Consider the following 24,838-nt stretch of genomic DNA (forward strand, 5'->3'; position numbering starts at 1 on the left):
GGCGGGCTTAACCGAGCTTGTGGTTGCTGGCTGGGGGGCCGGGCGCCGTTAGTGTCAGCGGGCGCCGCTCGACGCCCGGACGTTCAGGCGGGGGCTCAGCTCGATCCGGTGCACCGGACGGTCGGCGCCCAGCCCGGCGCCCGCCGCGACGCCGTTGCCGTCGGCCCCGGCGATGCCCAGCCGGCGCGTCAGCAGCTCCACCGCGCCGGCGCCGATCGCGGCCTTCGGCGGGCTCACCGCGGTGAGCGGGGGGTCGGCCAGGCCGGCCACCTCGTCGTCGTAGGCGACCACCGCGAGGTCCGCGGGCACGCGCACACCGCGCTCCCGGGCCTGCTCCACCAGCGAGATCGCCTCGCGGTCGGAGTGCACCAGGAGCGCCGTGACGCCCGTCTCCGCGCACTTGTCGAGCACCGATTCCGCGTCGCCGGCCCAGCCGGCGTCGGACAGCGGCACGGTCTCCAGGTCGAGCACCACGTCGAGCCCCAGCTCGTCGGCCACCGTGCAGAACCCCCGGCGGACGGCGGCCGACGTCGGGCTGGTCCGCGACGTCACGAGCCCCACCTGCCGGTGCCCGCGCTCCGCGAGGTGGCGCGCCGCCGTGCCCGAGCCCAGTGCGTGGTCCGTCGCCACCGACTCCAGCGGCTCGCGGTACGGGCCCGCCGCCAGGCGGCGCTCCATCAGCACCACGGGCAGGTCCAGGTCGGCGAGCCAGTCGCCCAGCGCCGTCGCGTCGGGCCCGTCGACGGGCGGGGCCACGAGCAGGCCGTCGACCCCGGGGCCGCCGTCGTCGCCGACGAGCGCCGTGAGCTGGTGCCGGATCTGGTCCACGTCGTACGAGCCGCCGCGCAGGATCAGCCGCGCGGTCCCGTGCGCGGCGGCGCGCGCGCCGCGGATCACCTCGGGCCAGTAGTAGTCGAGCGAGGGCACGACGACGCCGATGGTCGGCTGCCCGACGTCGGCGGCGTCCTCGGTCTCCTGCCTGCCCGGCGCGCGCGCCGGGATGCGGGCGCCGCCGTGCACCTTCTCCAGCGTGCCCTCCAGGACGAGCAGCGCGAGGTCGCGCCGCACGGTCACCGGTGTCACGCCGAGCCAGCGCGACAGGTCGCTCACCCGTGCCGACCCGGTCTCCCGCACCCGCGAGATCAGGCGCTCCCGACGCTCGCTCGGGAGCGGCGCTTCGTGCGTCATGCGTCCTCCTGCATTCCTGACCCGATGGGTCTCATGGTGACCTGGAACGAGCCCGACGGCGCCTCTGAGCGCGCCGTGAGGCGCAATCTCGTCAGGTGTTCACCCCATACGGCGGTCAGCTCGGGGTCGTCGAGCGCGCGCACGTCGAGCGCCGCGTCCACGGCCGCGGGGTCCCAGGTGATGGCGAGGGCGCGCCCGGGCGGGGTGCCCGGGGTGCTGCCGGGGGCGAACCGGGCGACGGCCCGGCCGTTCGTGAGCACGACGTCGCCGGCGAGCAGCCAGTGCCACGCCGTCGGCCCGTCCGGATCGTTCGTCGCCTCGGGGGAGAACGCCCAGGAGTCGACGACGGTCACGGTCTCCGTGCCGGGCTGCAGCGCCACCTCCCGCCACCACTCGACGAGCCCGTCCACGGGATAGGCCCCACCCAGCTCGATCCGCGCCCGCCAACCCGCCGCAGTCCCGCCGTCGGGCGGGGAATCGAACGTAGAGCTGGTCGCTTCATCGGGGCTGAGAGAGCGACCAACTCTACGTTCGGCGTCCTGTCCGACGGCGGCCGCGGCGGCACCAGCACCGCCGTCCGACACCTCGAACGCCCGGGCGGCGTACTCCGCGCCCGGCGCCTGCTCCACGCCGCGGACCCGCGGCACGTTGTGCCAGTCGCCGCGCACCACCCACAGGTCGTAGCGGTCGGGGCCGAACGTGCCCGCGCGGTAGGTGGGCTTGCCGGCGTCGACGACGACGGGCACCCCGTCGAGCGCCACGATCACCGAGCCGACGTCGACGTGGTTGTGGTTCTCGTCGTTGTGCCCGCCCTTGACCGACACCGCGAGCCCGCGCGCCGAACCGGGCACGGACCGCGCGACGGCGACACCCGTCGCCGGGAACACGGACCGCCCCACGAGCGGCGGCGCGGCGGCGGGGGCGTCCGCCCAGGAGCCGGACAGCAGGCCGACGGCGCGCGGCAAAGAGGCGCGCTCGTCGAACAGGCCGTCGGGCCGCCCGCGGTACGACGCCGCGTGCTGAGCCGCCGCGTCGTCGCCCACCCGCAGCGCCCAGGCGTGCACCACGTTCCAGGGCCAGGTCGCGAGCGGCCGCGCGGCGCCGTCGGCGACGTTGACGTACCAGTCCCCGCCCAGGTGCATGGCGTGCGGGAACGCCACGGTCGCGCCGATCCGCGCCAGCGCCTCCGGGGCCGGGTCGATCCCCGCGAAGGCGAGCAGGTCCTGCGCCTCCAGCGCGCGGGCGGCGCCGTGCCACCAGTAGTGATAGCCCTCGTCGACCCCGCCGTCGGCGGGCAGGGACGCCCAGTACGCGGCGATCCCCTCGGCGACGAGCCCGGCGACGGCCGCGCGCCGGGACGGGTCCTCCTCCAGCGCGAGCGCGGCGGCGAGCACGTTGCCCTGGATCCAGGGGCTCCAGTTCATGATCGGGTGGTCGACGCCGAGCCACCACCAGTCGCGCCGGTCGGTGAAGGGCCGCAGCACCCGGGCCTGCGTCTCCTGCCGGACGCGCCAGCGCACGCCCGGCGCCCGCTCGTCGAGCCTCGGGCCGAGCAGGTGGTCGACCCAGGCGAGCTGGGCGGCGACCTCGCCCGCGCCGAGGTCCAGGTACGGCTCGGTGACGGTGGGAGTGACGCGGCCGAGCCGGTCGAAGGTGTCGTCGTGCGCCGCCCAGCACCAGGACGACTGCTCGCACAGCAGCAGCACGCCGTCGACCACCTCGTCGACGTGGGCGTCGTCCGGCTCGACGAGCGCCGCGAGCGTGGCGCGGGTCAGCCGGGCCTGCCGGGCGGCGACCTGCTCCTCGTAGGCCGTGCGGACGCCGTCGCGGAAGAACCGCGCGTACTGCGAGGCCAGGGGCTGTGGCCAGGGGGTGCCGCGCTCGGCGTCGGCCGTGGCGAGCGTGGGGGCGAGGGCGCCCCGCACGCGCTGCCCGGCCCAGAAGCTCCGGGCCGTGACGTCGGGCGCAGGCAGCGACGGTGCTGTCATGTGCACATCTCCAATGATCGAAAATGATCGTATAGGAACTCTTCGCGGAAGGCCAGGGGCTTGCCAACGGCCCGCATGGTGGGCTTCAATGGGCCATCGTTCGATCGTAGGTGATCGAAATTGTTCGTCTGAACGGTCAGGCGGACGCGGACTCGATGGAGAGGAGCGCGGTGGTGCGGCGACCTGAGGCCCTGCTCGTCATGGACGACCGGGCACTGCGCATGCAGTTCGGCCCGGACGAGGACTCCCGGCTGCGTGCGATCGCGAGGCTCGGCGAGCCCGCTCGTGTGACCGACTACGACACCCCCGAGGCGAAGGCCCGGCTGGCCGACGTCGAGGTGCTCGTCACCTCGTGGGGCGCCCCCCAGCTCACCACCGACGTGCTCGACCTCGCGCCGAACCTGCGCGCCGTCGTGCACTGCGCGGGCTCGGTGCGGTCGCTCGTGTCCGACGCCGTCTGGGACCGCGGGCTGCTCGTGACCAACGCGGTGGCCGAGAACGCGCTGCCCGTCGCGGAGTTCACGGTCGCCGCGATCGTCATGGCCGGCAAGAAGGCCCCGTTCCTCGCGAACATCGCGCGCAAGCGCCGCGACGACTGGTCCTACCTGACCGAGCACGGCGAGCTGTCCAACCGCGACCGGGTCGTCGGGATCGTCGGCTTCTCCCGGACCGGGCGGCAGGTCGTGACGCGGCTGACCGTGCCGGGCTCCGGCCCCGAGACGCGCGAGATCCTCGTGGCGGACCCGCTCGCGGACCCGGCCGCCGTGGCCGACGCCGGCGCGCGGCTGGTGCCGCTCGACGAGCTGCTCGCGGCGTCCGACATCGTGTCTTTGCACGCCCCCGAGCTGCCCTCGACGCGCAACCTGATCGGCGCGCGCGAGCTCGCCCTGCTGCCCGACGGCGCGACGCTGATCAACACCGCGCGCGGCGCCGTCGTCGACACCGCGGCGCTGGAGCGCGAGTGTGTCACCGGGCGCATCTACGCGATGCTCGACGTCACCGAGCCGGAGCCGCTGCCGGCGTCGTCGGTGCTGTACGACCTGCCGAACGTCATGATCACCCCGCACGTCGCGGGGTCGCTCGGCACGGAGGCGCGCCGCATGACCGCGGCCGCGCTCGACGAGCTGGAGCGGTACGCGCGGGGCGAGTCGTCCCGCAGCGCCGTGACGCGCGAGGACATGGAGTTCGTCGCATGACCGACCACATCGCATCGACCCGGACCGGCGCGGGCGCGCCCGGCGCCGGCCCGGCCAACGCCGGCGCCTCCGGCCCCGAGGCCCGCGCCTGGCTCGCGGGCTACGCCGACAAGCTGCTGGCCGCCGTCCGCCCGTACGCGTCGCCGAGCGGCTCGCTCATCACGCTGCCCGGCACGCCGGGCGGGTACGGCACCGCCGTCGACGGTCTGGAGGGCTTCGCCCGCACCTTCCTGCTCGCGGGCTTCCGGCTCGCGGGGGAGGACGGCGCGGACCCGACGGGGCTGGCCGAGCGCTACGCGGCCGGGCTGGCCGCGGGCACCGACCCGACGCACCCCGAGCGCTGGACCCGGCCCGAGGAGCACGGCCAGGCCAAGGTCGAGGCCGCCTCGCTCGCGCTGATCCTCGACCTCACGCGGCCCTGGATCTGGGACCGCATGGAGCCGTCCGCGCAGGAGCACGTGATCGGGTACCTCGGCTCCGTCGTCGGCGACGACGCCTACCCCGACAACAACTGGGTCTGGTTCCGGATCGTCGTCGAGACGTTCCTGCGCTCGGTCGGCGGCCCGTTCTCCGCGGACGACGTCGCGCGCGACCTCGCCGCCCACGACCGGTTCCGGCGGCCCGGCGGCTGGTTCGCCGACGGCCCTGAGCGCAGCTTCGACCACTACGCGGGCTGGGCGCTGCACCTGTACCCGGCGCTCTGGGCGCGGATGTCCGGCGCCGCGGAGGTCGCGGCCGCCGCGGGCGACGACCTGGCCGTCCGGTCGGCGTCGGACCGCGAGCACCTGGCGCGCTACCTGGACGACGCGCTCGCGCTCGTCGGCGCCGACGGCTCCCCGCTGCTGCAGGGCCGCAGCCTCACCTACCGCTTCGCGGCCGCCGCGCCGTTCTGGGCCGGCGCCGTCGCGGGCGTGGGCCGCCCCGGGCAGCTCCGGGAGGCGGCGACGCGCATCGTGCGGCACTTCGCCGACCACGACGTGCCGGGCGACGACGGCCTGCTGACCCTCGGCTGGCACCACCCGTGGCGCCCCATCGCGCAGCGGTACAGCGGCACGGGCTCCCCGTACTGGGCGAGCAAGGGCCTGCTCGGCCTGGCGCTGCCCGCCTCGCACGAGGTCTGGACGGCGGCGCCCGAGCCGCTGCCCGTCGACGTCGGCGACGTGCTCACCGTGGCGGAGGCGCCCGGCTGGGCGATCAGCGCCACGCGCGACGACGGCATCGTGCGCGTGATCAACCACGGCACCGACCACGCCCTGCCCGGCGCGGACGGCGGCGACTCGCCCCTGTACGCGCGCCTCGGCTACTCGACGGCGACGTCCCCGCTGCTGGACGCCGACGCCTGGCGCTCCCCGCTGGACCAGTCGGTGGTCCTCCTGAACGAGGCGGCCGAGGCCACGCACCGCACCGGCTTCACCCCCGTCCCCGTTGAGTGCGGGATATTCGCCCCCCAGGACCCCTCCGACAGGGCGAATACCCAGCACTCAACGGGTGCGGTGGGGCTGGGGTCCGTGGCTTCCGTGCACTGGGTGCGTGCCGATCCGGGCGCGCCCGACCACGGGTCCGGGCGGCCCGGGGTCGCCACGGCGGCCGGGCGGGTCACCACCGTCTCGATCGTCCGGGGCGCCTGGGAGGTCCGGCTGGTCCGGGTCGCCGACGGCGCGGACCCCCGCGCGACGGCGCTCCGCATCGGCGGCTGGGCCGCCGGGCCCGGGCTCGACTCGGCCCTGGTGCCGCTGGCGGGCGACATCGCGCCGGTCAGCGGGGCCACCACGGCCGACGACGTCACCCCGCTCGCCGGACCGACGACCACCCCCTGGCTGCGGTACGCCCCGGTGCCGGACGGCTGGACCGCCGTCGCCGTCCACCTCGGCCGGACCGCCGCCGGCGACCCGGCCGACCCGACGGCCCCGGCCGCCGCACCCCAGCTCGACCTCACCGCCGACCAGGCCCTCGTGACCTGGCCCGACGGCGAACGGACCACGGCAGAGCTGCCCACGGCAGACCTGCCCTGACCACGCGCACCCGGTGTTCCCGCACCGGGGCGTCGCAGGAACTCACTCGAAGGAGAGTAGGAATGAACCGCAAGATCATGAGCGCGTTCGGCATCGCCGCCGCCGCGTCGCTGGCCCTGACGGGGTGCGGCGGACAGGACGAGCCCGCGGCCGCCGACGGCCCGGTCACCATCAGCCTCGCGGGCTGGGACTTCGCGTCCACGCCCGAGTTCCAGACGCTCGCGGACGCCTATCACGAGGCCAACCCGGACGTCACCGTGGAGCTCAAGGAGTACCCGGCGGGCGACGACTACGACACCGCCCTCACGGCCGACCTCGCCGCGGGCGCAGCCCCCGACGTCTTCATCGTGAAGAACCTGAAGAACTACATCACGTTCCAGGAGGGCGGCACGCTCCTCGACATCTCGGACGTCGCCGGCGAGCTCGACCCCGAGACCGGCGGCCTGGAGCCGATGTCGGTCGACGGCGCGACCTACGCGGTGCCCTACCGCCAGGACTCGTGGCTGCTCTACTACAACAAGGAGCTCTTCGAGAAGGCCGGCGTCGACCTGCCCGACGGCTCCTGGACCTGGGACGACTACGCCGAGGCCGCCGAGCAGCTCACCGAGGGCATCGGCGAGAAGCAGGTCACCGGCACCTACCTGCACAGCTGGCAGTCCACCGTGCAGGGCTTCGCGCTCGCGCAGACCGAGGGCGCCGCGCTCGACGGCGGGGACTTCTCGTTCCTGGCCCCGTACTACGAGCGCGAGCTCGCGCTGCAGGATGCCGGCGCCCAGCCGTCCTACGCGACCGTCACCACGAACGAGCTGGCCTACCAGTCGCAGTTCGGCACCCAGAAGGCAGCGATGCTCCCGATGGGCTCCTGGTACATCGGCACCCTGGTGGCCGAGCAGGAGTCGGGCACCGCGGACACCTTCGAGTGGGGCATCGCGCCGATCCCGCAGCTCGACGAGTCCACGACCGGCACCGAGAACACCCCGGTCACGTTCGGGGACCCGACGACGATGGGGATCAGCTCCGACATCGACGAGTCCAAGGTCGAGACCGCGAAGGACTTCCTGCGCTTCGCCGCCGGCCCCGACGGCGCCGCGGCGCTCGCCGAGATCGGTATCACGCCGGCCCTGATCGACGACGCCGTGGCGGACGCGATCTTCGGGCTGGAGGGTGTGCCGCAGGACGAGCTGTCCCGCTTCGCCTACACCACGCACGACACCCTGCCGGAGAACCCGGTGGGCCAGAAGACGGCGGCCATCCAGACCATCCTGGGCGAGCTCCACTCGGCGGTCATGTCGGAGTCCACCCCCGTGGACGAGGCGATCACCGAGGCCGAGGAGCGCGTCGCCAACGAGGTCGGCTGATGGCGACTCCTGTCGCCGACGACCGGCGGACGCTCGGGCTCCCGCAGCCCGAGCGCCCGCCGCTCCGAAAGCCCCGCACCTCGCTCAAGCTCCGCAACGCCCTGGTCGGCTGGACGTTCATCCTGCCGAACTTCGCCGGCTTCGCCGTGCTCACGCTCGTACCGGTGCTCACGCTCTTCTACATCTCGCTGACGAGCTGGAACATCTTCGGGGCCGCGCAGTGGGTGGGCCTCGACAACTTCGCGCGGCTGGTGGGGGACAAGAGCTTCCACACCGCGCTCGGCAACACCTTCTACTACGCCGCGCTGCACATCCCGATCACGATCGTCGCGTCCTTGTCGCTGGCGCTGCTGCTGAACCAGAAGCTGCGCGGCGCCGCGTTCTTCCGCACGGTCGCGTTCTTCCCGTACATCACCTCGATCGTCGCGGTCGCGGTGGTGTGGAACATGCTGTTCAGCCCGGAGTACGGGCCGATCAACCAGTTCCTGAGCCTGTTCATCGGCGGCGAGATGCCCGGCTGGACCGTCTCCAAGGACTGGGCGATGCCCGCCGTCATCATCGTGGGCACGTGGAAGGACATGGGCTACTACATGCTCCTGTTCCTGGCCGGCCTGCAGACGGTGCCCGGCGAGCTGCAGGAGGCCGCGCGGATCGACGGCGCCAACGCGTGGCAGCGGTTCTGGAACGTCACGCTGCCCTGCCTGCGGCCCACGATGTTCTTCGTGACCGTCATGGTCACCATCCAGAGCTTCAAGGTCTTCGACCTGATCCTCGTCATGACCGACGGCGGACCGGGCCAGGCCACGCTGGTGCTCAGCCAGTACATCTACCAGAAGGGCTTCGAGCAGTTCGAGTTCGGCTACGCCTCGGCCGTCGCCGTCGTCCTGTTCTTCATCTGCATCATCGTGACCGTGGTGCAGTTCGTGTACAACAAGCGGAAGGAAGCGTGATGGCCGCCCGCCCGTCCGCGCTCCGGAGGTCCGGCCGGGTGCTGCTCTACACGGTGATGATCCTCGCCGCGGCGGGCATCATGCTCCCGTTCGCCTGGATGGTGATCTCGTCCCTCAAGCAGAACAACCAGGTGTTCACGGCGCCGGTGGAGTGGATCCCCGACCCCGTGCAGTGGCGCAACTACCTCGACATCTGGGTCAAGGCCGACATGGTCACGTGGGTGCGCAACACCCTCGTCCTCTCCGTCGCCGTGACGCTGCTGCAGGTGCTGACCGGCAGCTTCGCCGCGTACGGCTTCGCCAAGATGCGCTTCCCGGGGCGCGACGCGCTGTTCCTGGTGTACATCGGCACCATCGCGGTGCCGTGGCAGTCGTACATGATCCCGCAGTTCCAGATGCTCTCGAGCTGGGGTCTGAACAACACCCTGTGGGCGATCATGCTGCTCCAGGCGTTCGGCGCCTTCGGGGTGTTCCTCATGAAGCAGTACTACGAGTCGATCCCCGACTCGCTGTCCGAGGCGGCGCGCATCGACGGGCTCTCCGAGTACGGGATCTGGTGGCGCATCATCATGCCGCTGTCCGTGCCGGCCCTGGCGTCGCTGACGATCATCACGTTCGTCTCCACCTGGAACGACTACCTCGGGCCGCTCATCTACCTGCGCGACCGCGAGCTGTGGACCATCCAGATCGGTCTCCAGTCGTTCATCGGCGAGTACAACGCCGAGCACGCCCTGATCATGACGGGGTCCGTGCTGTCGGTGCTGCCGATCGCGCTGATCTTCCTGCTCGGGCAGCGGTACTTCGTGCAGGGCATCGCGACGACGGGCGTGAAGGGATGAGTGCCGTGGGGGCGGCCGGCGGTGCCGCCGCGCCGCGGCGTCGTCGGGCGCTGATCGGGCCCGAGACCTACGAGCTGGTGTTCGGGACCGTCTACACGGGCCTGATGACCAACCTGCTCCTGGCGGTCGCGTGCCTGCCCCTGGTGGTCCTGGTCGTGGCGACCGACGTCGCCACGACCTGGCCGCTCGCCGCCCTGGCGGCGCCTCTCGTCGGCCCGGCCCTCGTCGCGGCCTTCGCGGTGTTCGGCGCCTTCAGCGCCGACGGGTCGACGGCGGTCGTGCGCACCTTCGCGCGCGCCTGGCGCCGGCACCTGCGCCGCGGCCTGGCGATCGGGGCGCTCGCCACGGGCGCCGTCGTCGTGGCCGCCGTCGACGTCGCGTTCTTCTGGGGCCGGACGGCGGGCGCGGTCGCGATCCCCGTGCTGGTGACGCTGGCCGCCGTCGCGGTGCTGACCGCCGTCCTCGCCCTCGTCGCCGTGCCCGAGATGCCGGACGCGCGCCTGCGCGACGTGCTGCTCGCGGCGCTGGTGCTCGGCGTGCGCCGCTGGTACCTCTCGGCCGGTGCGCTGGTGATCCTGGGCCTGCTGGTGAGCCTGGCGGCGACCCGCCCGGCCGTGGGCCTAGGCTTCGCGGCGGCCCCGCTCCTCTTCGCGGCCTGGGGCGCCTGCCGCTTCACGCTGCGTGCCGCGGCCCGGCCGTAGGGCGCGGGCCCGGCCGTAGGCCCCGCCCGGCTGGGCCCCGCGCGGCCGTGGCCCGCCCGCCCGGGGCGGCCCGGTCGTCGTCGGCCGCTGATCGCCCTCCCCGAACCACAACTCCCCTTTGAGACCTAAGTTTCTTCGCTTTGAGCCGGCTCAAAGCGAAGAAACTTAGGTCTCAAAGGGGAGTTGCGCGCCTAGAGGTGCGGCGCCACGTGCTGGTCGTAGCGGGACAGGACCGTCTCGGCCGTCTTCGACGTCGGCTCCGCCCAGATCTGCTCGTTGAAGATCTCCGTCTCGATGTCGCCCACGTACCCGGCGTCGCGCACCCAGCCCGTGATCGTGGCGAAGTCGATGTACCCGTCGCCCACGTGCCCGCGCGAGTTCAGCGGCTCCGCCGCGAGCGGCAGCGCCCAGTCGCACACCTGGTACGACGCGATGCGGTCCTCACGCCCCGCCCGCGCGATCGACCGCTGCAGGGCCGGGTCCCACCACACGTGATAGGTGTCCACGACCACACCCACCTCCGACGCCGCGAACGGCGCCGCCAGGTCGAGCGCCTGCGCGAGCGTGGAGATCACGGCCCGGTCGGCGGCGAAGATCGGGTGCAGCGGCTCCAGCACGATCCGCACGCCGTGCTCGGCGGCGAACGGCACCAGGTCGGCGATCCGGTCGGCCACCCGGCCGCGCGTCGCGACCAGGTCGCGGTCCACGCCCGACGTCGGGGCGCCGCCCGGCGTCGACCCCACCAGGCCGCCGACGACGAAGACCAGCTCGGACGTGCCGATCGTCGCGGCCTCCTCGATGGCCTGCTTGTTGTCGTCGAGCGCGGCACGGATGCCGGCGTCGTCGGCCGCGGTGAGGAACCCGCCCCGGCACAGGGACGATGCGCGGAGCCCGGCGTCGGCGATGATGCGCGCCGCCTGCGGCGCGCCGACCGCCTGGACGACGTCGCGCCACGGGCCGACGGCGCCGAAGCCGGCGTTCGCCGCCGCCTCGCACGCCTCGGCCAGGGTCGCGTGCTTGACGGTCGCGGTGTTCAGCGAGGCCCGGCTCATGCGGCCACTCCGTTCGTCGCCAGGAACGCCCGCAGCCGCGCGGCGGCCAGGGGCGGGTCGAGCAGCATGCCGCAGCCGTCGGCCAGGCGGGCCAGCTCGACCAGGTGCCGCAGCGACCGCCCGGAGTGCAGGCCGCCCACCAGGGAGAACCCGGGCTGGAAGCCGTTCAGCCAGGACAGGAACGCAATCCCGGTCTTGTAGTAGTACGTGGGCGCGGCGAAGATGTGCCGCCCCAGCGCCTCGGTCGAGGCCAGGATCTCGTGGCCGCGCGCGGCGTCCCCGGCGTCGAACGCCTGCAGCGCCGTGGAGGCGGCCGGGTAGATCGCCGCGAAGATGCCGAGCAGCGCGTCCGAGTGGCCCTGCTCGTCGCCCGCGATGAGCTCCGGGTAGTTGAAGTCGTCGCCGGTGTAGAGCCGGGGGCGCACTCCGTCGGCCGACGGCGGCAGCGCCGCCAGCGAGCGGCGCAGGCCCACCTCGTGCGTGGCGTCGAGCAGCGACACCTTGACGCCGTCGATCCGCGGCTGGTGCGCGCGGATCAGGTCGAGGAACGTCTTCGTGGCGTCGTCCACCGAGTCCGAGCCCCAGTAGCCCGCCAGGGCCGGGTCGAACATGGTGCCCAGCCAGTGCAGGACGACGGGCTGCTCGGCGTCGGCCAGCACGGCGTCGTAGACGCGGGCGTAGTCCTCGGGCCCGCGGGCCACCTTGGCCAGCGCGCGGGAGGCCATGACGATCACCTGCGCGCCGGCGTCCTGCACCACGTGCACCTGCTCGCGGTAGGCGTCGGCGACGACGGCCAGGCCCGCGTCGCCCGGTTCGAGCGCCGCGACGACCGCGGGGTCGAGCTGGTCCGTGCCCGCGCCGCACGCGACGCGCGCGCCCACGGACGCGGCCTCGGCCGCCGAGCGGCGCACCAGCTCCTGGGTCGCCGCCCAGTCCAGGCCCATGCCGCGCTGGGCGGTGTCCATCGCGTCGGCGACGCCGAGCCCGTGCTCCCAGATCCGGTGCCGGTAGGCGAGCGTGGAGTCCCAGTCGACGACGGCGGGCGCGCCCGGCACGTTCTCCGCACCGACCTGCGGCACCACGTGGGCGGCCGCGAAGGCGATGCGCGACGTGATCGGGGCGGACGGCGTGGTCCACGGCCCGGGGGCGTTCAGCTCGACGGTCTCGGCGCCGGCGACCCGGCCCTCGGCGTCGAACACGGGGAGGCTGAGGCTCGCTCCGCTGGTAGAGCCTGTCGAAACCCCGGTCTCGACAGGCTCGACCTCCGGGGCGCTCACAGGGTGATCTCCGGGATGTCGATGCGGCGGCCCTCCGCCGACGACTGCAGGCCCAGCTCGGCGAGCTGCACGCCGCGGGCGGCCGACAGCAGGTCGTAGCGGTGCGGGCGCCCGGCCACGACGTCGCGCAGGAACTCCTCCCACTGCAGCTTGAAGCCGTTGTCGAGGTCGGCGTTCGCGGGGACGTCGAGCCACTGGTCGCGGAACGGCTCGGTGACCGGCAGGTCCGGGTTCCACACCGGCTTGGGGGTGTGCGCGCGGTGCTGGGCGCGGCACTCGCGCAGGCCGGCGACGGCGGAGCCGTGCGTGCCGTCCACCTGGAACTCGACCAGCTCGTCGCGGAACACCCGCACGGCCCAGGAGGAGTTGATCTGCGCGACGACGTCGTCGCCGCCCGGTGTCGTGACGTCGAAGATGCCGTAGGCGGCGTCGTCGGCGGTCGCGGTGTACTCGCGGCCCTGCTCGTCCCAGCGGGTCGGGATGTGCGTGGCGGTCCGCGCGGTCACGGTCTTGACCTGCCCGAGGATGCCCTCCAGCACGTAGTTCCAGTGGCAGAACATGTCGGTGGTGATGCCGCCGCCGTCCTCGGTGCGGTAGTTCCACGACGGGCGCTGGGCCGGCTGCGAGTCGCCCTCGAACACCCAGTAGCCGAACTCGCCGCGCAGCGACAGGATGCGGCCGAAGAAGCCCTCGTCCACCAGGCGGCGCAGCTTCACGAGGCCCGGCAGGTACAGCTTGTCGTGCACGACGCCGACGGTCACACCCGTGGTGGCCTGCAGCCGCGCGAGCTCGATGGCCTCGGCGAGGGTCTCCGCCGTCGGCTTCTCCGTGAACACGTGCTTGCCCTGCTGCATCGCCTTGGACAGGGTCGCGGGGCGCAGGTTGGTCATGGCGGCGTCGAACACGATGTCGGCGTCCTTGATGGCCGCGTCGACGTCGGTGGTCCAGTGCTCGACGTCGTGCTTGGCCGCGAGCTCCTTGAGCTTGTCGGCGTTACGGCCCACGAGCACGGGCTCGACCTGGACGCGCGAACCGTCGGCGAGCGTGACGCCGCCCTGGTCCCGGATCGGCAGGATCGAGCGCACGAGGTGCTGGCGGTACCCCATGCGGCCGGTGACGCCGTTCATGGCGATGCGAAGTGTGGTCACGGGCGAGACTCCATCGTCGGTGTTCGTCTGGTTCCAAGCGCTTGGGAATGCGCTTTCCAACCGAGAATAGCGCACGTTTCCGGGGGAGTACATGGGGTGTCTCGGGGGCTGGCTCGGCAGCCGGTTCTGAGATCGGCACTCTGCATCGAGACCGGTCCAACGCTGGACCGGTCTCGATGCAGAGGGCCGATCTCATTTTCGGCGTGCCGGGGGAGTGCTGGCCTCGCGGCTGATTGTCTCGGGTGGGGTGCCGACCTCAGGACTGGTCGGCCGGGGTCGCGGACGGGCGGGGCGGCGTCGAGTCGCGCAGGACCACCTCGCCGCGCACCGTCGTGCGGGTCCGCTCCGCACGCCCGAGCGCGAGCTCGGTCGCCAGCTCGCCGACCTCGGCCAGCGGGATGCGCACCGTCGTCAGCCCGGGGGACACGTCGCGCAGGGTGTGGATGTCGTCGAACCCGGCCACGGCCACGTCGTCGGGCACGCTCAGGCCCGCGTCGCGGACGGCGGCCATCGCGCCCACCGCCATGACGTCGTTGACGGCGAAGACGAGCTCCGGCAGCCGACCCGCCTCGGCCCGCTTGATCAGGTCGCCCATCGCGGAGTACCCGCCGTCGCGGGTGAACGGGCAGGTCAGGACGTCGTCGGGCGCTACGGGGCTGCCGAGCTCCGCGAGGGCTCCGGTGAAGCCGGCCGTTCGGTCCGCGGCCGTGCGGTGCCCGTCCGGGCCGGCCAGCACGGCGAACCAGCGGTAGCCGAGCCCGTGCAGGGCGCGGGCGAGGTCGGCCGCGCCGTCGGCGTTCGCGATCTCGACCACCGGCAGCCCGCCGATCGGCTGTCCGACCAGCGCGACCCCGCCGCCGGCCTCCTGGAACGCGTTCAGCGCGGCTTCGAGCGCGCCGGGGACGGGACGGGCGCCGTCGGCTGACGGGCCGTCGGCGCCGACCGGCGGGTCCGCGGGTCCGGTCTCGCCCGGGCCCGGTCCGCCGTCGGCCCCCGGCTCACCGCTGGCTCCGCCTGCGGACGCTCCGCCGCCTGCGGGTGCTTCGCTGCCCGCGGAAGCCCCGCCGTCCTCCGGCTCCAGCCGGCCACCCGCGAGGATGATCGCGCGCGACCGCTGCCTGCGCGCCAGCTCGACGAACGCGAGCTCGCGCGCCGAGCTGTGCTCGGTGGACGCGAGCGTGACGATCAGTCCGGCCCGCTCCGCCGCGCGCGCCACACCCGCGGCGATGGTGGAGAAGTACGGGTCGGCGATGTCGTGCACCACGAGCCCGAGCGCCGTGGTGCGGCCGCGGGCCATAGCCTGCGCGCTGGGGTCGGGCGAGTAGGCCAGGCGGCGCGCGGCCTCCAGGACGCGCTCGCGCAGGTCCTCGCGGACGCTGCGGGTGGCGCTCCCGTTGATCGCGCGCGACGCCGTGGCGAGCGAGACGCCGGCCTCGCGGGCGACCTGGCTCAGGGTGACGGGGGCGTCGGACATGAGGTCATCCTGCCGTGTCCGGCGCGCTCGTGGTCGCCGAGCGCGCACCCAGGGCGCAGCGAGGGCGCGGCGAGGCCCGGTCGAGAGCCCGGACGGTCGGCAGAACGTCAGGTGATCGGCACCCCGAGCTGCCGATCACCTGACGTCCTACCGACCACCCGTATCCGGCCCGAGCGCCCCCCGCCGCGCAGGGCATCCGGGCCGCGCCTAGCGTGGGGAGCGACGACGGAGGACTCCCATGACCCCATCCCAGGACGTCCCGTTCGACCCGGCGCTCACGGACCTGTACCAGGACCTGCACCGACATCCCGAGCTCGGCTTCCAGGAGCAGCGCACCGCGCGGGTCGTCGCCGACCGGCTCACCGCGTCCGGGTTCGAGGTGACGACGGGCGTCGGCAGGACCGGCGTGGTCGGCGTCCTGCGGAACGGGTCCGGCCCGACGGCGCTGCTCCGCGCGGACATGGACGCCCTGCCGGTCAGGGAGGAGACCGGTCTGGACTACGCCAGCACCGCGACCGCGACGGATGCGGCCGGGAAGACGGTCCCGGTCGACCACGCCTGCGGGCACGACCTGCACACCACGTGCCTCCTGGGCGCGGCCGACGTGCTGGCCCACGCCCGCGAGAGCTGGGCCGGCACCCTGCTCGTGGTGTTCCAGCCCGCCGAGGAGCTGGGCCAGGGCGCCCAGGCGCTGGTCGACGACGGCCTCTACGACCGCTTCCCGACCCCCGACGTCGTGCTCGGCCAGCACGTGGCGCCGCTGCCCGCGGGCAAGATCGCGGGGCATCCCGGCGCGTCGTACGCGGCTTCCGACTCGCTCCGCGTCCGGCTGGCCGGGCGCGGGGCGCACGGCTCCATGCCCCAGGCGTCGGTCGACCCGATCGTGATGGCGGCGGAGACCGTGCTGCGCCTGCAGACGGTCGTGTCCCGCGAGATCCCGAGCACGGCGACCGCCGTGCTCACCGTGGGCTCGATCCATGCCGGCGACGCCGCCAACGTCATCCCCGGTGAGGCCGAGCTGCAGCTCAACATCCGCAGCTACGACGAGGCGGTGCGGCAGCGGATCCTCGACGCCGTCGAGCGCATCGTGCGCGGCGAGGCGATCATCGCCGGCGCGACCGAGGAGCCGACGATCACCCCGATCGAGCGGTTCCCCGTGGTCGTCAACGACGACGCCGCGCTCGCCAGGACGTTCGCCGCCTTCGCCTCGTGGCTCGGCCCGGACAACCTGCTCGACCCGGGGGCAGGGGCCGGGAGCGAGGACGTGGGCATCCTGGCGACGAGCGCGGGCGCTCCCCTGTCGTACTGGCTGCTCGGCGGGACCGACCCGGCCCTGTTCACGACCGGCGACATGAGCGACCCGGCACTCCTGACCGTGCCGTCCAACCACTCGCCGCACTACGCGCCGGTGCCGCACCCGACCCTGGAGACCGGCGTGACGGCCCTGGTCACGGCCGCCCGAACGTGGCTCCCGACCGCGGCGTAACACGAGTGATCGGCAGAACGTCAGGTGATCGGCACCCCGGGGTACCGATCACCTGACGTCCTACCGACCACCTGATGTCCTGCCGAACACGCGGACCGGGTTACACCCGCGCCATGCGTAAGCCGGCGTCGCGGTGCGTGCGCTCGATGATGCTCGAGTACCCCGCGATCATCCGGACGTGGCTGAACCGGGGCCGGACCGCGGTCCGCGCCGATTCCAGCTCCTCGCGCCGCGCCGCCGCCTCGATCCACGTCGTGGCGATCTCGGCGGGGTCGTACGACGTGACGAACCCGATCCGCTCGACGATCGACGGGGCGTCGCCCACCGGCGTCGTGACCGGCACGGCCCCGCACATCGAGCCCTCGATGAGGCACAGCGGCGCGGCCTCGCCGAACGTCGAGGTCAGCGCGACGACGTCGGCCGTCGCGTAGACCAGCTCCATGTCGTGCCGCACGCCCAGCAGGTCCAGGCGCCCCAACAGGTCCGGGCGGTCGCCGAAGATCCGCTCCAGGTCGGCCTGGAGGTCCGGGTTGGCCGAGCTCATGCCCGCGCCGCACATCAGCACCCGGCCCGTGGGCTCCTGCGCGAGGAACAGCCGCGCCGACCGGAGGAAGAGCTCGGGGTTCTTCATCTCGTCGTACCGCGCGGCGTAGACCACGACGGTCGCGTCGGCGGGGATGCCGGCGGCGCCCCGCAGGGCGAGCCGGCGCGCGCCCTGGACCGGGCGGAACCGGGCCAGGTTGATGCCGTTCGGCACCACGCGCAGCAGCTCGGCGGGCACGCCCGCCTCCCGGTACGCGTCGCGCGTGGACTCCGCGCAGCAGACGACGGCGGCGAGCCGCCCCCGGTCGGCGGCGGTCAGCAGGTCGTTCAGGGCGTCGCCCTGGTGCTCCGGGTCGGACCGGTGCAGGCAGGCGATCACGGGACGGTTCGGGAACGCGTCCTGGTTCACGAGGCGGAGCGGCTGCTCCTTCAGGGACAGCACGACGTGCGCGCCGTCGGCCTGGTGGGCCGCGGCCCGCAGCTCGGCCTCGGTGAACACGCGCGGGTCGTGGTTCGCGTCGGTGCTGCGGCCCAGGGAGCCGATCCGAACGCCCGCGGCGCGCAGCGCGCGGTAGCGGGGGTCGTCCTCCATCCGCTGGAGGGTGGCCTCACGCCGGACCTCGTGGTGCAGGCTCAGCACGGAATGCTGCTGTCGACCGCCCTGATGCAGACCGGCGACCACTGTCGAGTGCAGGACACGAGCCCCGCCGCTGAAGAAGCCCTCGTAGAGCGAGAGCACACGCAAGCCGTTGCGCTGGATCACAGACACCACCTCCTGCGCCCAGGGTGAGCCCCACGGATGTGCATCACATGGCAATTCGGTTACACGAGGATTACGTATCCGAGGACTTCTGCACAAGGAGGTTTCGGATGTCCTTCTCGGCCTGAGCGGGTGATGTTTCACGGCAGCCCAGCGCGACCCACCGCTCGATCATGACCGGCTCCGACCGCAGCAGCGACGTGCCGCGGCGCAGCAGCGTGACGACGGGCTTGCGGGCCTCCGCGACGTCGCGCAGGAACCGGCACCAGAAGGTCACCAGACGGGGGCGCGAGAGGCAGATCGCGTCCGCGAGCAGGCCCTCCGCGCGGCACTCCTCGACGAGCTGCGCCGCGAAGATCCCCTCGGCGATCATCAGCGGCGAGTCGCCGATGTCCAGCCGGCGCATGCCCGTGCGGCGCGACGTCGGGATGTCGTAGACCGGCACCTCGGCGCGGCCTTCCGTCGCCAGCTCCTGCAGCGCGGCCAGCGCGCCCTTGCCGTCCCAGCTCGCCGGGCTGTCCCAGTCGACGCTGCCATACCGCTGCGGCAGGCCCGGGTGGTCGATGTCGAGGTAGAAGTCGTCGAGCTGCACCACCGGCAGGCCCAGGCGCTGCGTGAGCGACGTCTTGCCCGAGCCCGACGGCCCGGTCAGCAGCACCACCCGCGCGCGGGGGCGCCGCGCGCCCGGGGGCAGGTCGAAGAGGGCGGGCTCGGTCACGGGGTCGGTCACGAGATCCCATTCTCCCGCACCGGGTCCGCTGGTGCGGCGTCGCGGGTGTCGATGGGGCGTGATGCTCATCCCCTTCGAGACCTAAGTTTCTCCTCTTTGGGGCGCTCCAAAGCGAAGAAACTTAGGTCTCAAAGGAGAGGGACGACGGCGGCCCGCCGCGCCGACCGGACCCCGGCGAGCGGCCCACCTCGCCCGCCCCGGCGGCCCCGATCTCGGAGCCAGGAGGACGCACCGACCCTCTCCTTCGAGACCTAAGTTTCTCCTCTTTGCGGCCGCTGAAAGCGAAGAAACTTAGGTCTCAAAGGGGAGGGACGACGACGGCCTGCCCGCCCGGCCCCGGTCAGCCGCGCTGGTACCTGCCCGGCGTCGTCCGCAGCAGACGGCGGAAGTGCCGGGTCAGGTGCGCCTGGTCGTGGAACCCCGTGGCGGCAGCGACGTCGGCGGCGGGCTCGCCCGCGAGCAGCCGACGTCGGGCCAGGTCCAGGCGCCGACCCACCAGGTACCGGTGCGGCGGCAGACCGAGCTCCCGCGTGAACGCGCGCACCAGGTGCGGCATGGTGACGTCCAGCTCGGCGGCGATCTCGGCGAGGCGGACCGGCCGGGTCGGGTCGGCGTCGAGCAGGTCGCGGGCGCGGCGCGCCGTGGAGGCCGACGGCGGTTCGCGCGGCGGCGTCGGGCGTCCGGTCAGGTGCCAGGCCAGACCCTCGGTGACCAGGGCGAGCAGGCTCTCGGCCGCGACGTCCTCGCGCACGGTCAGCGCCCGGTCGAGGCCCGCGAACCGTGCGCGGAGCGTGTCGTCGGGGACCAGCGGCGCATCGACGGCCCGCCCCACGAGCCCGGCGTCGAGCACGGTGGGTTCCAGGTAGACCACGCGCTTGCGGAAGCCGGTCGCGGTCACGGACCGGCCGTCGTGCACGACGCCCGGCGGCAGCACGGTCACCCCGGTGCGCCGCGCGGCGTGCTCGTGCCCGTCCAGGCCGTACCCGATCAGGCCGCGGTCGACGATCAGCACCGTCCAGGTGTCGTGCGTGTGCGCCGGGTAGGCGTGCTCGTGCCACGCGGCGTGCAGCACCTCGGCGACACCCGGGACCGCGGGCCGCCAGGCGCGCACCACGTCCGGGGCGGGGCCGGCGAGTGCCGGGCCGGCGAGGGCCGGGCCTGCGGCGGCCGGACCAGCCGGAGCCGGACCGGCGGGGCGATCGAGCGGGGGCACATCAAGAACGTACAAGATCCAGGCCGCCGCCCGCCCGCACGCTGGGCGGCATGACCTTCGAACAGCCCAAGATCGTGATCGTGCTCCGCGACGACCTGCTCGCCTGGCAGGAGAACAACGTCACGGCGTTCCTCTCCAGTGCGGTGGCCGCTGCCTACCCCGAGCTGGTCGGCGAGACCTACCGGGACGCCGACGGCCAGGAGTACCTCGCGATGCTCGGCACCCCGGTCATGGTCATGGTGGCCGACGGCGGACGGCTCGCCACGTTCCGCGAGCGCGCCGCCACCCGCGGCCTGCGCATCGGCGTCTACACGGCCGACCTGTTCGCCACGGGGAACGACGTCGACAACCGGGCCGCCGTCGCCGCCGTCGCCACCGAGAAGCTCGACCTGGTGGGGATCGCGGTCGCGGGGGAGCGGCGCGTCGTCGACAAGGTGGTCAAGGGCGCGCGTCTGCACCCCTGATGGCGGCGGCGGTCGAGCCGCCCCGCTCCGCTGGTCGAGCCTGTCGAGACCTCAGGACACGAGCGCCACGTGCAGCGTCCGGGGCCCGTGCACGCCCTCCACGCGGTCGAGCTCGATGTCGCTCGTGGCGCTCGGCCCGCTGATCCAGGTCAGCGGCCGGCCGGGATCGGCGTCGAGCAGCCGCACGGCCTCGGGCACGGTCTGCACCACCTGGCTGGTCCGCACCACGCACACGTGCACGTCGGGGACCAGGGAGATGGCGCGCCGGCCCTGGTCGGGCGCGCCGTCCAGCACGATGGTGCCGGTCTCGGCCACCGCCACCCGCGCGGCCGTGACGACGGCGTCGATCCCGTCGAGCTCGACGGCGGACAGCGGCGCCTCCCGCGAGTCCCTGAACACCTCCACCCCCGCCAACCCGGCGACCCACGCGCGATCGATCCCGCTGGGCACGACGACGCTCCGCGCCGCCCTCCGGGTGGTCGGCAGAATGTCAGGTGATCGGTAGTCCGAGCTGCCGACCACCTGACCTTCTGCCGACCGCCCGGGATCGGCCTTCGGCGCACCCGGCAGCAGCAGCTCCGCCAGTAGCGCCGGCAGCTCCGCCGCCGAGACCCGGTGCACGTGGGCCTTGTAGTCCACGAGCCGGTCGACCAGCAGCTCCAGCACGGCGTCAGACCCGGCGCCATGCTCCCCCACGGAGCGGTAAACCCGCGGCACCTCCGCGGGCTCCGGAGCAGAACCACCCAGCGCCGTCCGGATCCGCGACAGCATCTCGGTCCTGGCGTCGCTCATCGCTCGTCCTCCCGCTCGGCCCACCAGTCTCGGAACGTCTGCTTCGGCGGTTCCGGCAGGTCCCGGGACCGCGTCCACAGCGACCCGGGGAACGGCAGCCGCTTGATCACGCCGTGCCGCGAGATCGCCCGCAGCGCCCGCGGTACCCGGGCTGCCCGGCGGAACCGGTCGCCGTCGGCCATCGCGAAGGACGCGGCCTTCATGGCGGCCTTCCAGACCCGGTCCCCGGCGTCGGGCGCGGAGCCGGCGAGCGCGACCTCGCGTGCTCGCAGCTCCACCAGGATCGACGGGATGTCGATCTTGACGGGGCAGACCTCGTAGCACGCGCCGCACAGCGTGGAGGCGTACGGCAGGTCGGACTTCTCGCCCGTGAGCTGCGGCGTCAGGATGGCGCCGATCGGCCCGGGGTAGACGGAGCCGTAGGCGTGCCCGCCGACGCGCTCGTAGACGGGGCAGACGTTGAGGCAGGCCGAGCAGCGGATGCAGTGCAGCGCCGAGCGCCCCGCCTCGTCGGCCAGGACCTTGGTGCGCCCGTTGTCGAGCAGCACCAGGTGGAACTCCTGCGGCCCGTCGCCCGGCGTCACGCCCGTCCACATCGAGGTGTACGGGTTCATCCGCTCGCCCGTCGAGGAACGCGGCAGGAGCTGGAGGAACACCTCCAGGTCGTCGAACGTCGGCACCAGCTTCTCGATCCCCATCACGGTGATCAGGGTCTCCGGCAGCGTGAGGCACATGCGGCCGTTGCCCTCGGACTCCACGACGGCGAGCGTCCCGGTGTCCGCGACGGCGAAGTTGGCGCCGCTGATCGCGACCTTCGCCGAGAGGAACTTGCGCCGCAGGTGTGCGCGGGCTGCCATCGCGAGCTCGCGCGGCACGTCCGTCAGGTCCGGCGGGGCGTCCGCCATCCGCTCCAGGAAGATGTCGCGGATCTCGGTGCGGTTGCGGTGGATCGCGGGCACCAGGATGTGCGACGGCATGTCGTCGGCGAGCTGCACGATCAGCTCCGCGAGGTCCGTCTCGACCGCCGCGATGCCCTCCTCGGCCAGCGCCTCGTTGAGCCCGATCTCCTGGGTGGCCATGGACTTGACCTTCACGACCTCGTCCGTCTCCTTGGCGCGCACCAGGTCGGCGACGATCCGGTTGGCCTCGGCGGCGTCCCGCGCCCAATGCACGACGCCGCCGCGCGCGGTCACGTTCCGCTCCAGCGTCTCCAGGAGCTCGGGGAGCCGTGCCAGCACGTCGGCCTTGATCGCCGACCCGGCGTCGCGCAGGGCCTCCCAGTCCGGCACCTCGCCGACGACGCGCGCCCGCTTGGTGCGGATCGTCCGCGTGGCGTTGCCCAGGTTGCGGCGCAGCTGCTCGTTCTCCAGCGCGGCCTTCGCGGCGTCGGGGAAGGTCGCGCCCCAGTGCAGCGGGTCCTCCGGTCGCCCGACGCCCCCGAGGGTGCCGGGCGCGGCGTCCGGGCTCGGCCCTCGGCCGGCGCGCATGGCCGGCATGCCCAGGAACGTGCTCATCGGGACACCTCCTCGCGGTCGGCGGGGTGCACCGGGGCCTCGCGCGTCGAGGCGAGGATCTCGCCCAGGTGCATGGGCCGCACGCCCGTTCCGGCGCGCGAGAGGCCGCCGCCGATGTGCATCAGGCACGACCAGTCGCCCGCGGTGAGCACCTCGGCCCCCGTCTCCACGACGTTCGCGACCTTGTCGTCGAGCATCGCGGCCGACGTGTCGGCGTTCTTCAGCGAGAACGTGCCGCCGAACCCGCAGCAGCCCTCGGCCTGCTCCAGCGGGACCAGCTCCAGCCCCTCCACGGCGCGCAGCAGCCGCTCGGGCTTGTCGCCGACGCCGAGCATCCGCAGCGAGTGGCACGTGGGGTGGTAGGTGACGCGGTGCGGGAACCAGGCGCCGACGTCGGTCACGCCGAGCACGTCGACCAGCAGCTCCGAGAGCTCGTACGTGCGCTCGGCCACCGCCGTCGCCGCCCGCGCCTCGGCCGGCAGCCCCGCGCCCTCCAGGACCATCCGCTGCTGGTGCCGGATCGAGCCCGTGCACGAGCCGGACGGCACCACGACGGCGTCCCACTCGCCGTCCGCCACGGGGGCGAACGTGCGCACGTGGTTGCGCACCACCGGCACGGCCTCGGCGAGGTAGCCGGTGTTCACGTGCATCTGGCCGCAGCACGCCTGCGCGGGCGGGAACACGACCTCGTGACCCAGGCGCTCCAGCAGCGTGACGACGGCCTTCGGGGCCTGCGGGAACATCGCGTCCGCGATGCAGGTGGCGGCCAGGGCAATGCGCATGTGCACTCTCCTTCGAGGTCTGTCCACACCATAGCCCACTGTGGACAGACCACTGAAGTAGCATGGCGGCCGTGAGAACCCACGAGCGCGTCCTGGCCCAGATCGAGGCGGGCCTCACCGCGGGCAAGTGGACCATCGGGGAACGGCTCCCGGCGGAACGGGCGCTCGCGGAGGAGCTGGGCGTGTCCCGCCCGTCCGTGCGCGAGGCCATCCGCATCCTGGAGGCGATGGGCATCGTGCGCACCGCCGTCGGCTCCGGCCCGACGGCGGGCGCCACCGTCATCGACCGGCCCGCGGCCGGCCTGGGCGCGGCCGTGCGGCTGCACGTCGCCTCCGGCACGCTCCCGGTGTCCGACGTCGTCCGCACGCGCGTGCTGCTCGAGGCGAGCGCCGTCCGCGACGCCGCCGCGGGCGCCTGGGGCGACGCCGACCTGGCGCCCTTGCGCGAGCACCTCGCGGCCATGGCCGTACCCGGGATCGGCGTCGCCGAGTTCCTGGAGCGCGACCAGGACCTGCATCTCGGCATCGCCCGGCTGGGCGGCAACCAGCTCGTCGAGGCGATCCTGAGCGGCATGCGCGCCGCCGTCGCCTCCTACGTCGCGACCGGGGCCGGGGCCGTCGAGGACTGGCCGGGCACTGCCGCGCGCCTGTGCGCGGAGCACGAGGCGATCGTGGCCGCCGTCGCCCGGCGCGACGCCGCCGAGGCGGAACGGCTCATGCGCGAGCACATCGAGGGCTTCTACCGCGAGACGGGCCTGGGCGAGGGCTGAGCCCGCCCCGTTCCGCGGCGTCGCGCTCGCGGCTGACGTGTCAGATGCTCAGGTCCCCCGGGTGACCTGAGCGTCTGACACGTCGGTCGCCTTGGTGGCCTGGACCACCGTGCGGCACGGGTCGTGGTCCGGGCCGGTGCCCGCGGCGGCCTGCTCCAGGAGCTGGCGGAGCACCGCGCGCTGCGCCGGCTCCAGCCCCGAGAGCAGCTCCTCCTCGGCGGCGGCGACGCGTGCCTCCATCGCGGCCAGCACCTCCTGGCCACGGTCCGTCGCGACGATGCGGCGCGCCCGCCGGTCGGCCGGGTCCTGCTGCCGCTCCACGAGCCCGCAGCCCTCGAACGCGTCCAGCAGGTACGTCATCACCGTGCGGTCGATGCCGAGCGAGGCGGCGAGCGCGGCCTGGCTCGGCAGGTGGCCGTGCACCACGGCGGTGAGGAGCTGGTAGCCGCGCGTGCCCTGCGGCAGGTCGTCGGCGGCGGCGTCGACCCGGGCGCTCCACTCGCGCAGGAGCGCGGCGAGGGACCAGCCGAACAGGGAGTGCTGGCCCGTGCGGGTCTCGGTGGGCGCTGTGCTCATGGCCTCATCCTAGTGGAATGTGCGG

At 73.6% G+C, this 24,838-nt stretch carries 22 protein-coding genes; 9 read left to right on the forward strand and 13 right to left on the reverse strand.

All coding sequences use genetic code 11. The features are described 5' to 3' along the window. Nucleotides 1–54: 54 nt before the first annotated feature. Together FHX71_RS25955 and FHX71_RS25960 are read right to left on the reverse strand one after the other, a co-directional pair. Nucleotides 55–1,188, reverse strand: a complete 1,134-nt coding sequence (locus tag FHX71_RS25955) for a substrate-binding domain-containing protein (protein ID WP_182620388.1) — start codon at nt 1,186–1,188, stop codon at nt 55–57. Next, complete coding sequence (locus FHX71_RS25960; protein WP_182620389.1) at nt 1,185–3,176, reverse strand: heparinase II/III family protein; 1,992 nt, start codon at nt 3,174–3,176, stop codon at nt 1,185–1,187. Before FHX71_RS25960 ends, FHX71_RS25955 begins: the two co-directional genes overlap by 4 nt. A gap of 173 nt (nt 3,177–3,349) precedes the next feature. Here FHX71_RS25960 and FHX71_RS25965 point away from each other — a divergent pair, with 173 nt between their 5' ends. From FHX71_RS25965 to FHX71_RS25990, 6 genes are all read left to right on the forward strand, one after another. Next, the gene (locus tag FHX71_RS25965; RefSeq protein ID WP_312877223.1) at nt 3,350–4,372 is read left to right on the forward strand and encodes a hydroxyacid dehydrogenase; all 1,023 of its coding nucleotides are present in this window, start codon (nt 3,350–3,352) and stop codon (nt 4,370–4,372) included. Next, a complete protein-coding gene (locus FHX71_RS25970; protein ID WP_182620390.1) occupies nt 4,369–6,384 on the forward strand; it encodes a DUF2264 domain-containing protein in 2,016 nt (671 codons plus the stop codon). Before FHX71_RS25965 ends, FHX71_RS25970 begins: the two co-directional genes overlap by 4 nt. 62 nt (nt 6,385–6,446) lie before the next feature. Beyond that, the gene (locus tag FHX71_RS25975; protein WP_182620391.1) at nt 6,447–7,742 is read left to right on the forward strand and encodes an ABC transporter substrate-binding protein; all 1,296 of its coding nucleotides are present in this window, start codon (nt 6,447–6,449) and stop codon (nt 7,740–7,742) included. After that, complete coding sequence (locus FHX71_RS25980; RefSeq protein ID WP_182620392.1) at nt 7,742–8,692, forward strand: carbohydrate ABC transporter permease; 951 nt, start codon at nt 7,742–7,744, stop codon at nt 8,690–8,692. The genes FHX71_RS25975 and FHX71_RS25980 overlap by 1 nt, the downstream gene beginning before the upstream one ends. Next, nucleotides 8,692–9,531 carry a carbohydrate ABC transporter permease gene (locus tag FHX71_RS25985; RefSeq protein ID WP_182620393.1) on the forward strand — a complete coding sequence of 280 codons (840 nt, stop codon included), beginning with the start codon at nt 8,692–8,694 and terminating at the stop codon, nt 9,529–9,531. Before FHX71_RS25980 ends, FHX71_RS25985 begins: the two co-directional genes overlap by 1 nt. Beyond that, nucleotides 9,528–10,232 (forward strand): DUF624 domain-containing protein, encoded by a 705-nt coding sequence (locus FHX71_RS25990; protein ID WP_182620394.1) that lies wholly within the window; start codon nt 9,528–9,530, stop codon nt 10,230–10,232. The genes FHX71_RS25985 and FHX71_RS25990 overlap by 4 nt, the downstream gene beginning before the upstream one ends. Before the next feature lie 191 nt (nt 10,233–10,423). Here FHX71_RS25990 and FHX71_RS25995 read toward each other — a convergent pair whose 3' ends face one another. The 4 genes from FHX71_RS25995 to FHX71_RS26010 all read right to left on the reverse strand — a co-directional run bounded on the left by FHX71_RS25995 (nt 10,424) and on the right by FHX71_RS26010 (nt 15,183). Further along, entirely contained in the window at nt 10,424–11,284 is an 861-nt protein-coding gene (locus FHX71_RS25995; RefSeq protein WP_182620395.1) for a sugar phosphate isomerase/epimerase family protein, read from the reverse strand. Beyond that, a complete protein-coding gene (locus FHX71_RS26000) occupies nt 11,281–12,483 on the reverse strand; it encodes a dihydrodipicolinate synthase family protein (RefSeq protein WP_376770168.1) in 1,203 nt (400 codons plus the stop codon). Before FHX71_RS26000 ends, FHX71_RS25995 begins: the two co-directional genes overlap by 4 nt. A 74-nt stretch (nt 12,484–12,557) precedes the next feature. Next, nucleotides 12,558–13,688, reverse strand: coding sequence for a Gfo/Idh/MocA family protein (locus FHX71_RS26005; RefSeq protein WP_182620830.1), 1,131 nt, complete (start codon nt 13,686–13,688; stop codon nt 12,558–12,560). A gap of 277 nt (nt 13,689–13,965) precedes the next feature. After that, complete coding sequence (locus FHX71_RS26010) at nt 13,966–15,183, reverse strand: LacI family DNA-binding transcriptional regulator (RefSeq protein ID WP_246403555.1); 1,218 nt, start codon at nt 15,181–15,183, stop codon at nt 13,966–13,968. A gap of 238 nt (nt 15,184–15,421) precedes the next feature. On the opposite strand from FHX71_RS26010, the gene FHX71_RS26015 reads away from it, so the two are divergent. Further along, nucleotides 15,422–16,669, forward strand: a complete 1,248-nt coding sequence (locus FHX71_RS26015) for an amidohydrolase (RefSeq protein ID WP_182620397.1) — start codon at nt 15,422–15,424, stop codon at nt 16,667–16,669. 100 nt (nt 16,670–16,769) lie between these two features. On the opposite strand, the gene FHX71_RS26020 is transcribed toward FHX71_RS26015, so the two are convergent. The 3 genes from FHX71_RS26020 to FHX71_RS26030 all read right to left on the reverse strand — a co-directional run bounded on the left by FHX71_RS26020 (nt 16,770) and on the right by FHX71_RS26030 (nt 19,915). Continuing rightward, nucleotides 16,770–17,975 (reverse strand): glycosyltransferase, encoded by a 1,206-nt coding sequence (locus tag FHX71_RS26020; RefSeq protein WP_312877224.1) that lies wholly within the window; start codon nt 17,973–17,975, stop codon nt 16,770–16,772. Nucleotides 17,976–18,045: 70 nt separating this feature from the next. Then, nucleotides 18,046–18,702, reverse strand: a complete 657-nt coding sequence (locus FHX71_RS26025) for a uridine kinase family protein (protein WP_182620398.1) — start codon at nt 18,700–18,702, stop codon at nt 18,046–18,048. A 340-nt stretch (nt 18,703–19,042) separates the two neighbouring features. After that, nucleotides 19,043–19,915 carry an AraC family transcriptional regulator gene (locus FHX71_RS26030; protein WP_312877225.1) on the reverse strand — a complete coding sequence of 291 codons (873 nt, stop codon included), beginning with the start codon at nt 19,913–19,915 and terminating at the stop codon, nt 19,043–19,045. A 50-nt stretch (nt 19,916–19,965) separates the two neighbouring features. Here FHX71_RS26030 and FHX71_RS26035 point away from each other — a divergent pair, with 50 nt between their 5' ends. Continuing rightward, nucleotides 19,966–20,379, forward strand: a complete 414-nt coding sequence (locus FHX71_RS26035; protein WP_182620399.1) for a DUF2000 domain-containing protein — start codon at nt 19,966–19,968, stop codon at nt 20,377–20,379. 51 nt (nt 20,380–20,430) lie between these two features. Here the strand turns inward: FHX71_RS26035 and FHX71_RS26040 are convergent, their stop codons facing one another. The 3 genes from FHX71_RS26040 to FHX71_RS26050 are packed head-to-tail and all read right to left on the reverse strand — an operon-like array spanning nt 20,431 to nt 23,467. Further along, nucleotides 20,431–21,171 (reverse strand): LutC/YkgG family protein, encoded by a 741-nt coding sequence (locus tag FHX71_RS26040; RefSeq protein ID WP_182620400.1) that lies wholly within the window; start codon nt 21,169–21,171, stop codon nt 20,431–20,433. After that, nucleotides 21,168–22,685: a LutB/LldF family L-lactate oxidation iron-sulfur protein gene (locus tag FHX71_RS26045; RefSeq protein ID WP_182620401.1), complete on the reverse strand. Its 1,518-nt coding sequence runs from the start codon at nt 22,683–22,685 to the stop codon at nt 21,168–21,170. Before FHX71_RS26045 ends, FHX71_RS26040 begins: the two co-directional genes overlap by 4 nt. Continuing rightward, on the reverse strand, nt 22,682–23,467 hold the full coding sequence (locus FHX71_RS26050) for a (Fe-S)-binding protein (protein WP_182620402.1): 786 nt from the start codon (nt 23,465–23,467) through the stop codon (nt 22,682–22,684). Before FHX71_RS26050 ends, FHX71_RS26045 begins: the two co-directional genes overlap by 4 nt. Before the next feature lie 62 nt (nt 23,468–23,529). Here FHX71_RS26050 and FHX71_RS26055 point away from each other — a divergent pair, with 62 nt between their 5' ends. Beyond that, on the forward strand, nt 23,530–24,237 hold the full coding sequence (locus FHX71_RS26055) for a FadR/GntR family transcriptional regulator (RefSeq protein ID WP_220490488.1): 708 nt from the start codon (nt 23,530–23,532) through the stop codon (nt 24,235–24,237). Nucleotides 24,238–24,285: 48 nt separating this feature from the next. Here FHX71_RS26055 and FHX71_RS26060 read toward each other — a convergent pair whose 3' ends face one another. Beyond that, nucleotides 24,286–24,813 carry a MarR family winged helix-turn-helix transcriptional regulator gene (locus FHX71_RS26060; RefSeq protein ID WP_182620404.1) on the reverse strand — a complete coding sequence of 176 codons (528 nt, stop codon included), beginning with the start codon at nt 24,811–24,813 and terminating at the stop codon, nt 24,286–24,288. Between the last annotated feature and the right edge of the window lie 25 nt (nt 24,814–24,838).

The organism is Promicromonospora sukumoe (assembly GCF_014137995.1).
Classification (GTDB): Bacteria; Actinomycetota; Actinomycetes; order Actinomycetales; family Cellulomonadaceae; genus Promicromonospora; species Promicromonospora sukumoe.

Bases quoted from the DNA above. Each gene is read 5' to 3' on its own strand.
- FHX71_RS25955 (WP_182620388.1), bottom strand. From the start codon at position 1,188: ATGACGCACGAAGCGCCGCTCCCGAGCGAGCGTCGGGAGCGCCTGATC.
- FHX71_RS25960 (WP_182620389.1), bottom strand. From the start codon at position 3,176: ATGACAGCACCGTCGCTGCCTGCGCCCGACGTCACGGCCCGGAGCTTC.
- FHX71_RS25970 (WP_182620390.1), top strand. From the start codon at position 4,369: ATGACCGACCACATCGCATCGACCCGGACCGGCGCGGGCGCGCCCGGC.
- FHX71_RS25975 (WP_182620391.1), top strand. From the start codon at position 6,447: ATGAACCGCAAGATCATGAGCGCGTTCGGCATCGCCGCCGCCGCGTCG.
- FHX71_RS25980 (WP_182620392.1), top strand. From the start codon at position 7,742: ATGGCGACTCCTGTCGCCGACGACCGGCGGACGCTCGGGCTCCCGCAG.
- FHX71_RS25985 (WP_182620393.1), top strand. From the start codon at position 8,692: ATGGCCGCCCGCCCGTCCGCGCTCCGGAGGTCCGGCCGGGTGCTGCTC.
- FHX71_RS25990 (WP_182620394.1), top strand. From the start codon at position 9,528: ATGAGTGCCGTGGGGGCGGCCGGCGGTGCCGCCGCGCCGCGGCGTCGT.
- FHX71_RS25995 (WP_182620395.1), bottom strand. From the start codon at position 11,284: ATGAGCCGGGCCTCGCTGAACACCGCGACCGTCAAGCACGCGACCCTG.
- FHX71_RS26005 (WP_182620830.1), bottom strand. From the start codon at position 13,688: ATGAACGGCGTCACCGGCCGCATGGGGTACCGCCAGCACCTCGTGCGC.
- FHX71_RS26010 (WP_246403555.1), bottom strand. From the start codon at position 15,183: ATGTCCGACGCCCCCGTCACCCTGAGCCAGGTCGCCCGCGAGGCCGGC.
- FHX71_RS26015 (WP_182620397.1), top strand. From the start codon at position 15,422: ATGACCCCATCCCAGGACGTCCCGTTCGACCCGGCGCTCACGGACCTG.
- FHX71_RS26035 (WP_182620399.1), top strand. From the start codon at position 19,966: ATGACCTTCGAACAGCCCAAGATCGTGATCGTGCTCCGCGACGACCTG.
- FHX71_RS26040 (WP_182620400.1), bottom strand. From the start codon at position 21,171: ATGAGCGACGCCAGGACCGAGATGCTGTCGCGGATCCGGACGGCGCTG.
- FHX71_RS26045 (WP_182620401.1), bottom strand. From the start codon at position 22,685: ATGAGCACGTTCCTGGGCATGCCGGCCATGCGCGCCGGCCGAGGGCCG.
- FHX71_RS26050 (WP_182620402.1), bottom strand. From the start codon at position 23,467: ATGCGCATTGCCCTGGCCGCCACCTGCATCGCGGACGCGATGTTCCCG.
- FHX71_RS26055 (WP_220490488.1), top strand. From the start codon at position 23,530: ATGGCGGCCGTGAGAACCCACGAGCGCGTCCTGGCCCAGATCGAGGCG.
- FHX71_RS26060 (WP_182620404.1), bottom strand. From the start codon at position 24,813: ATGAGCACAGCGCCCACCGAGACCCGCACGGGCCAGCACTCCCTGTTC.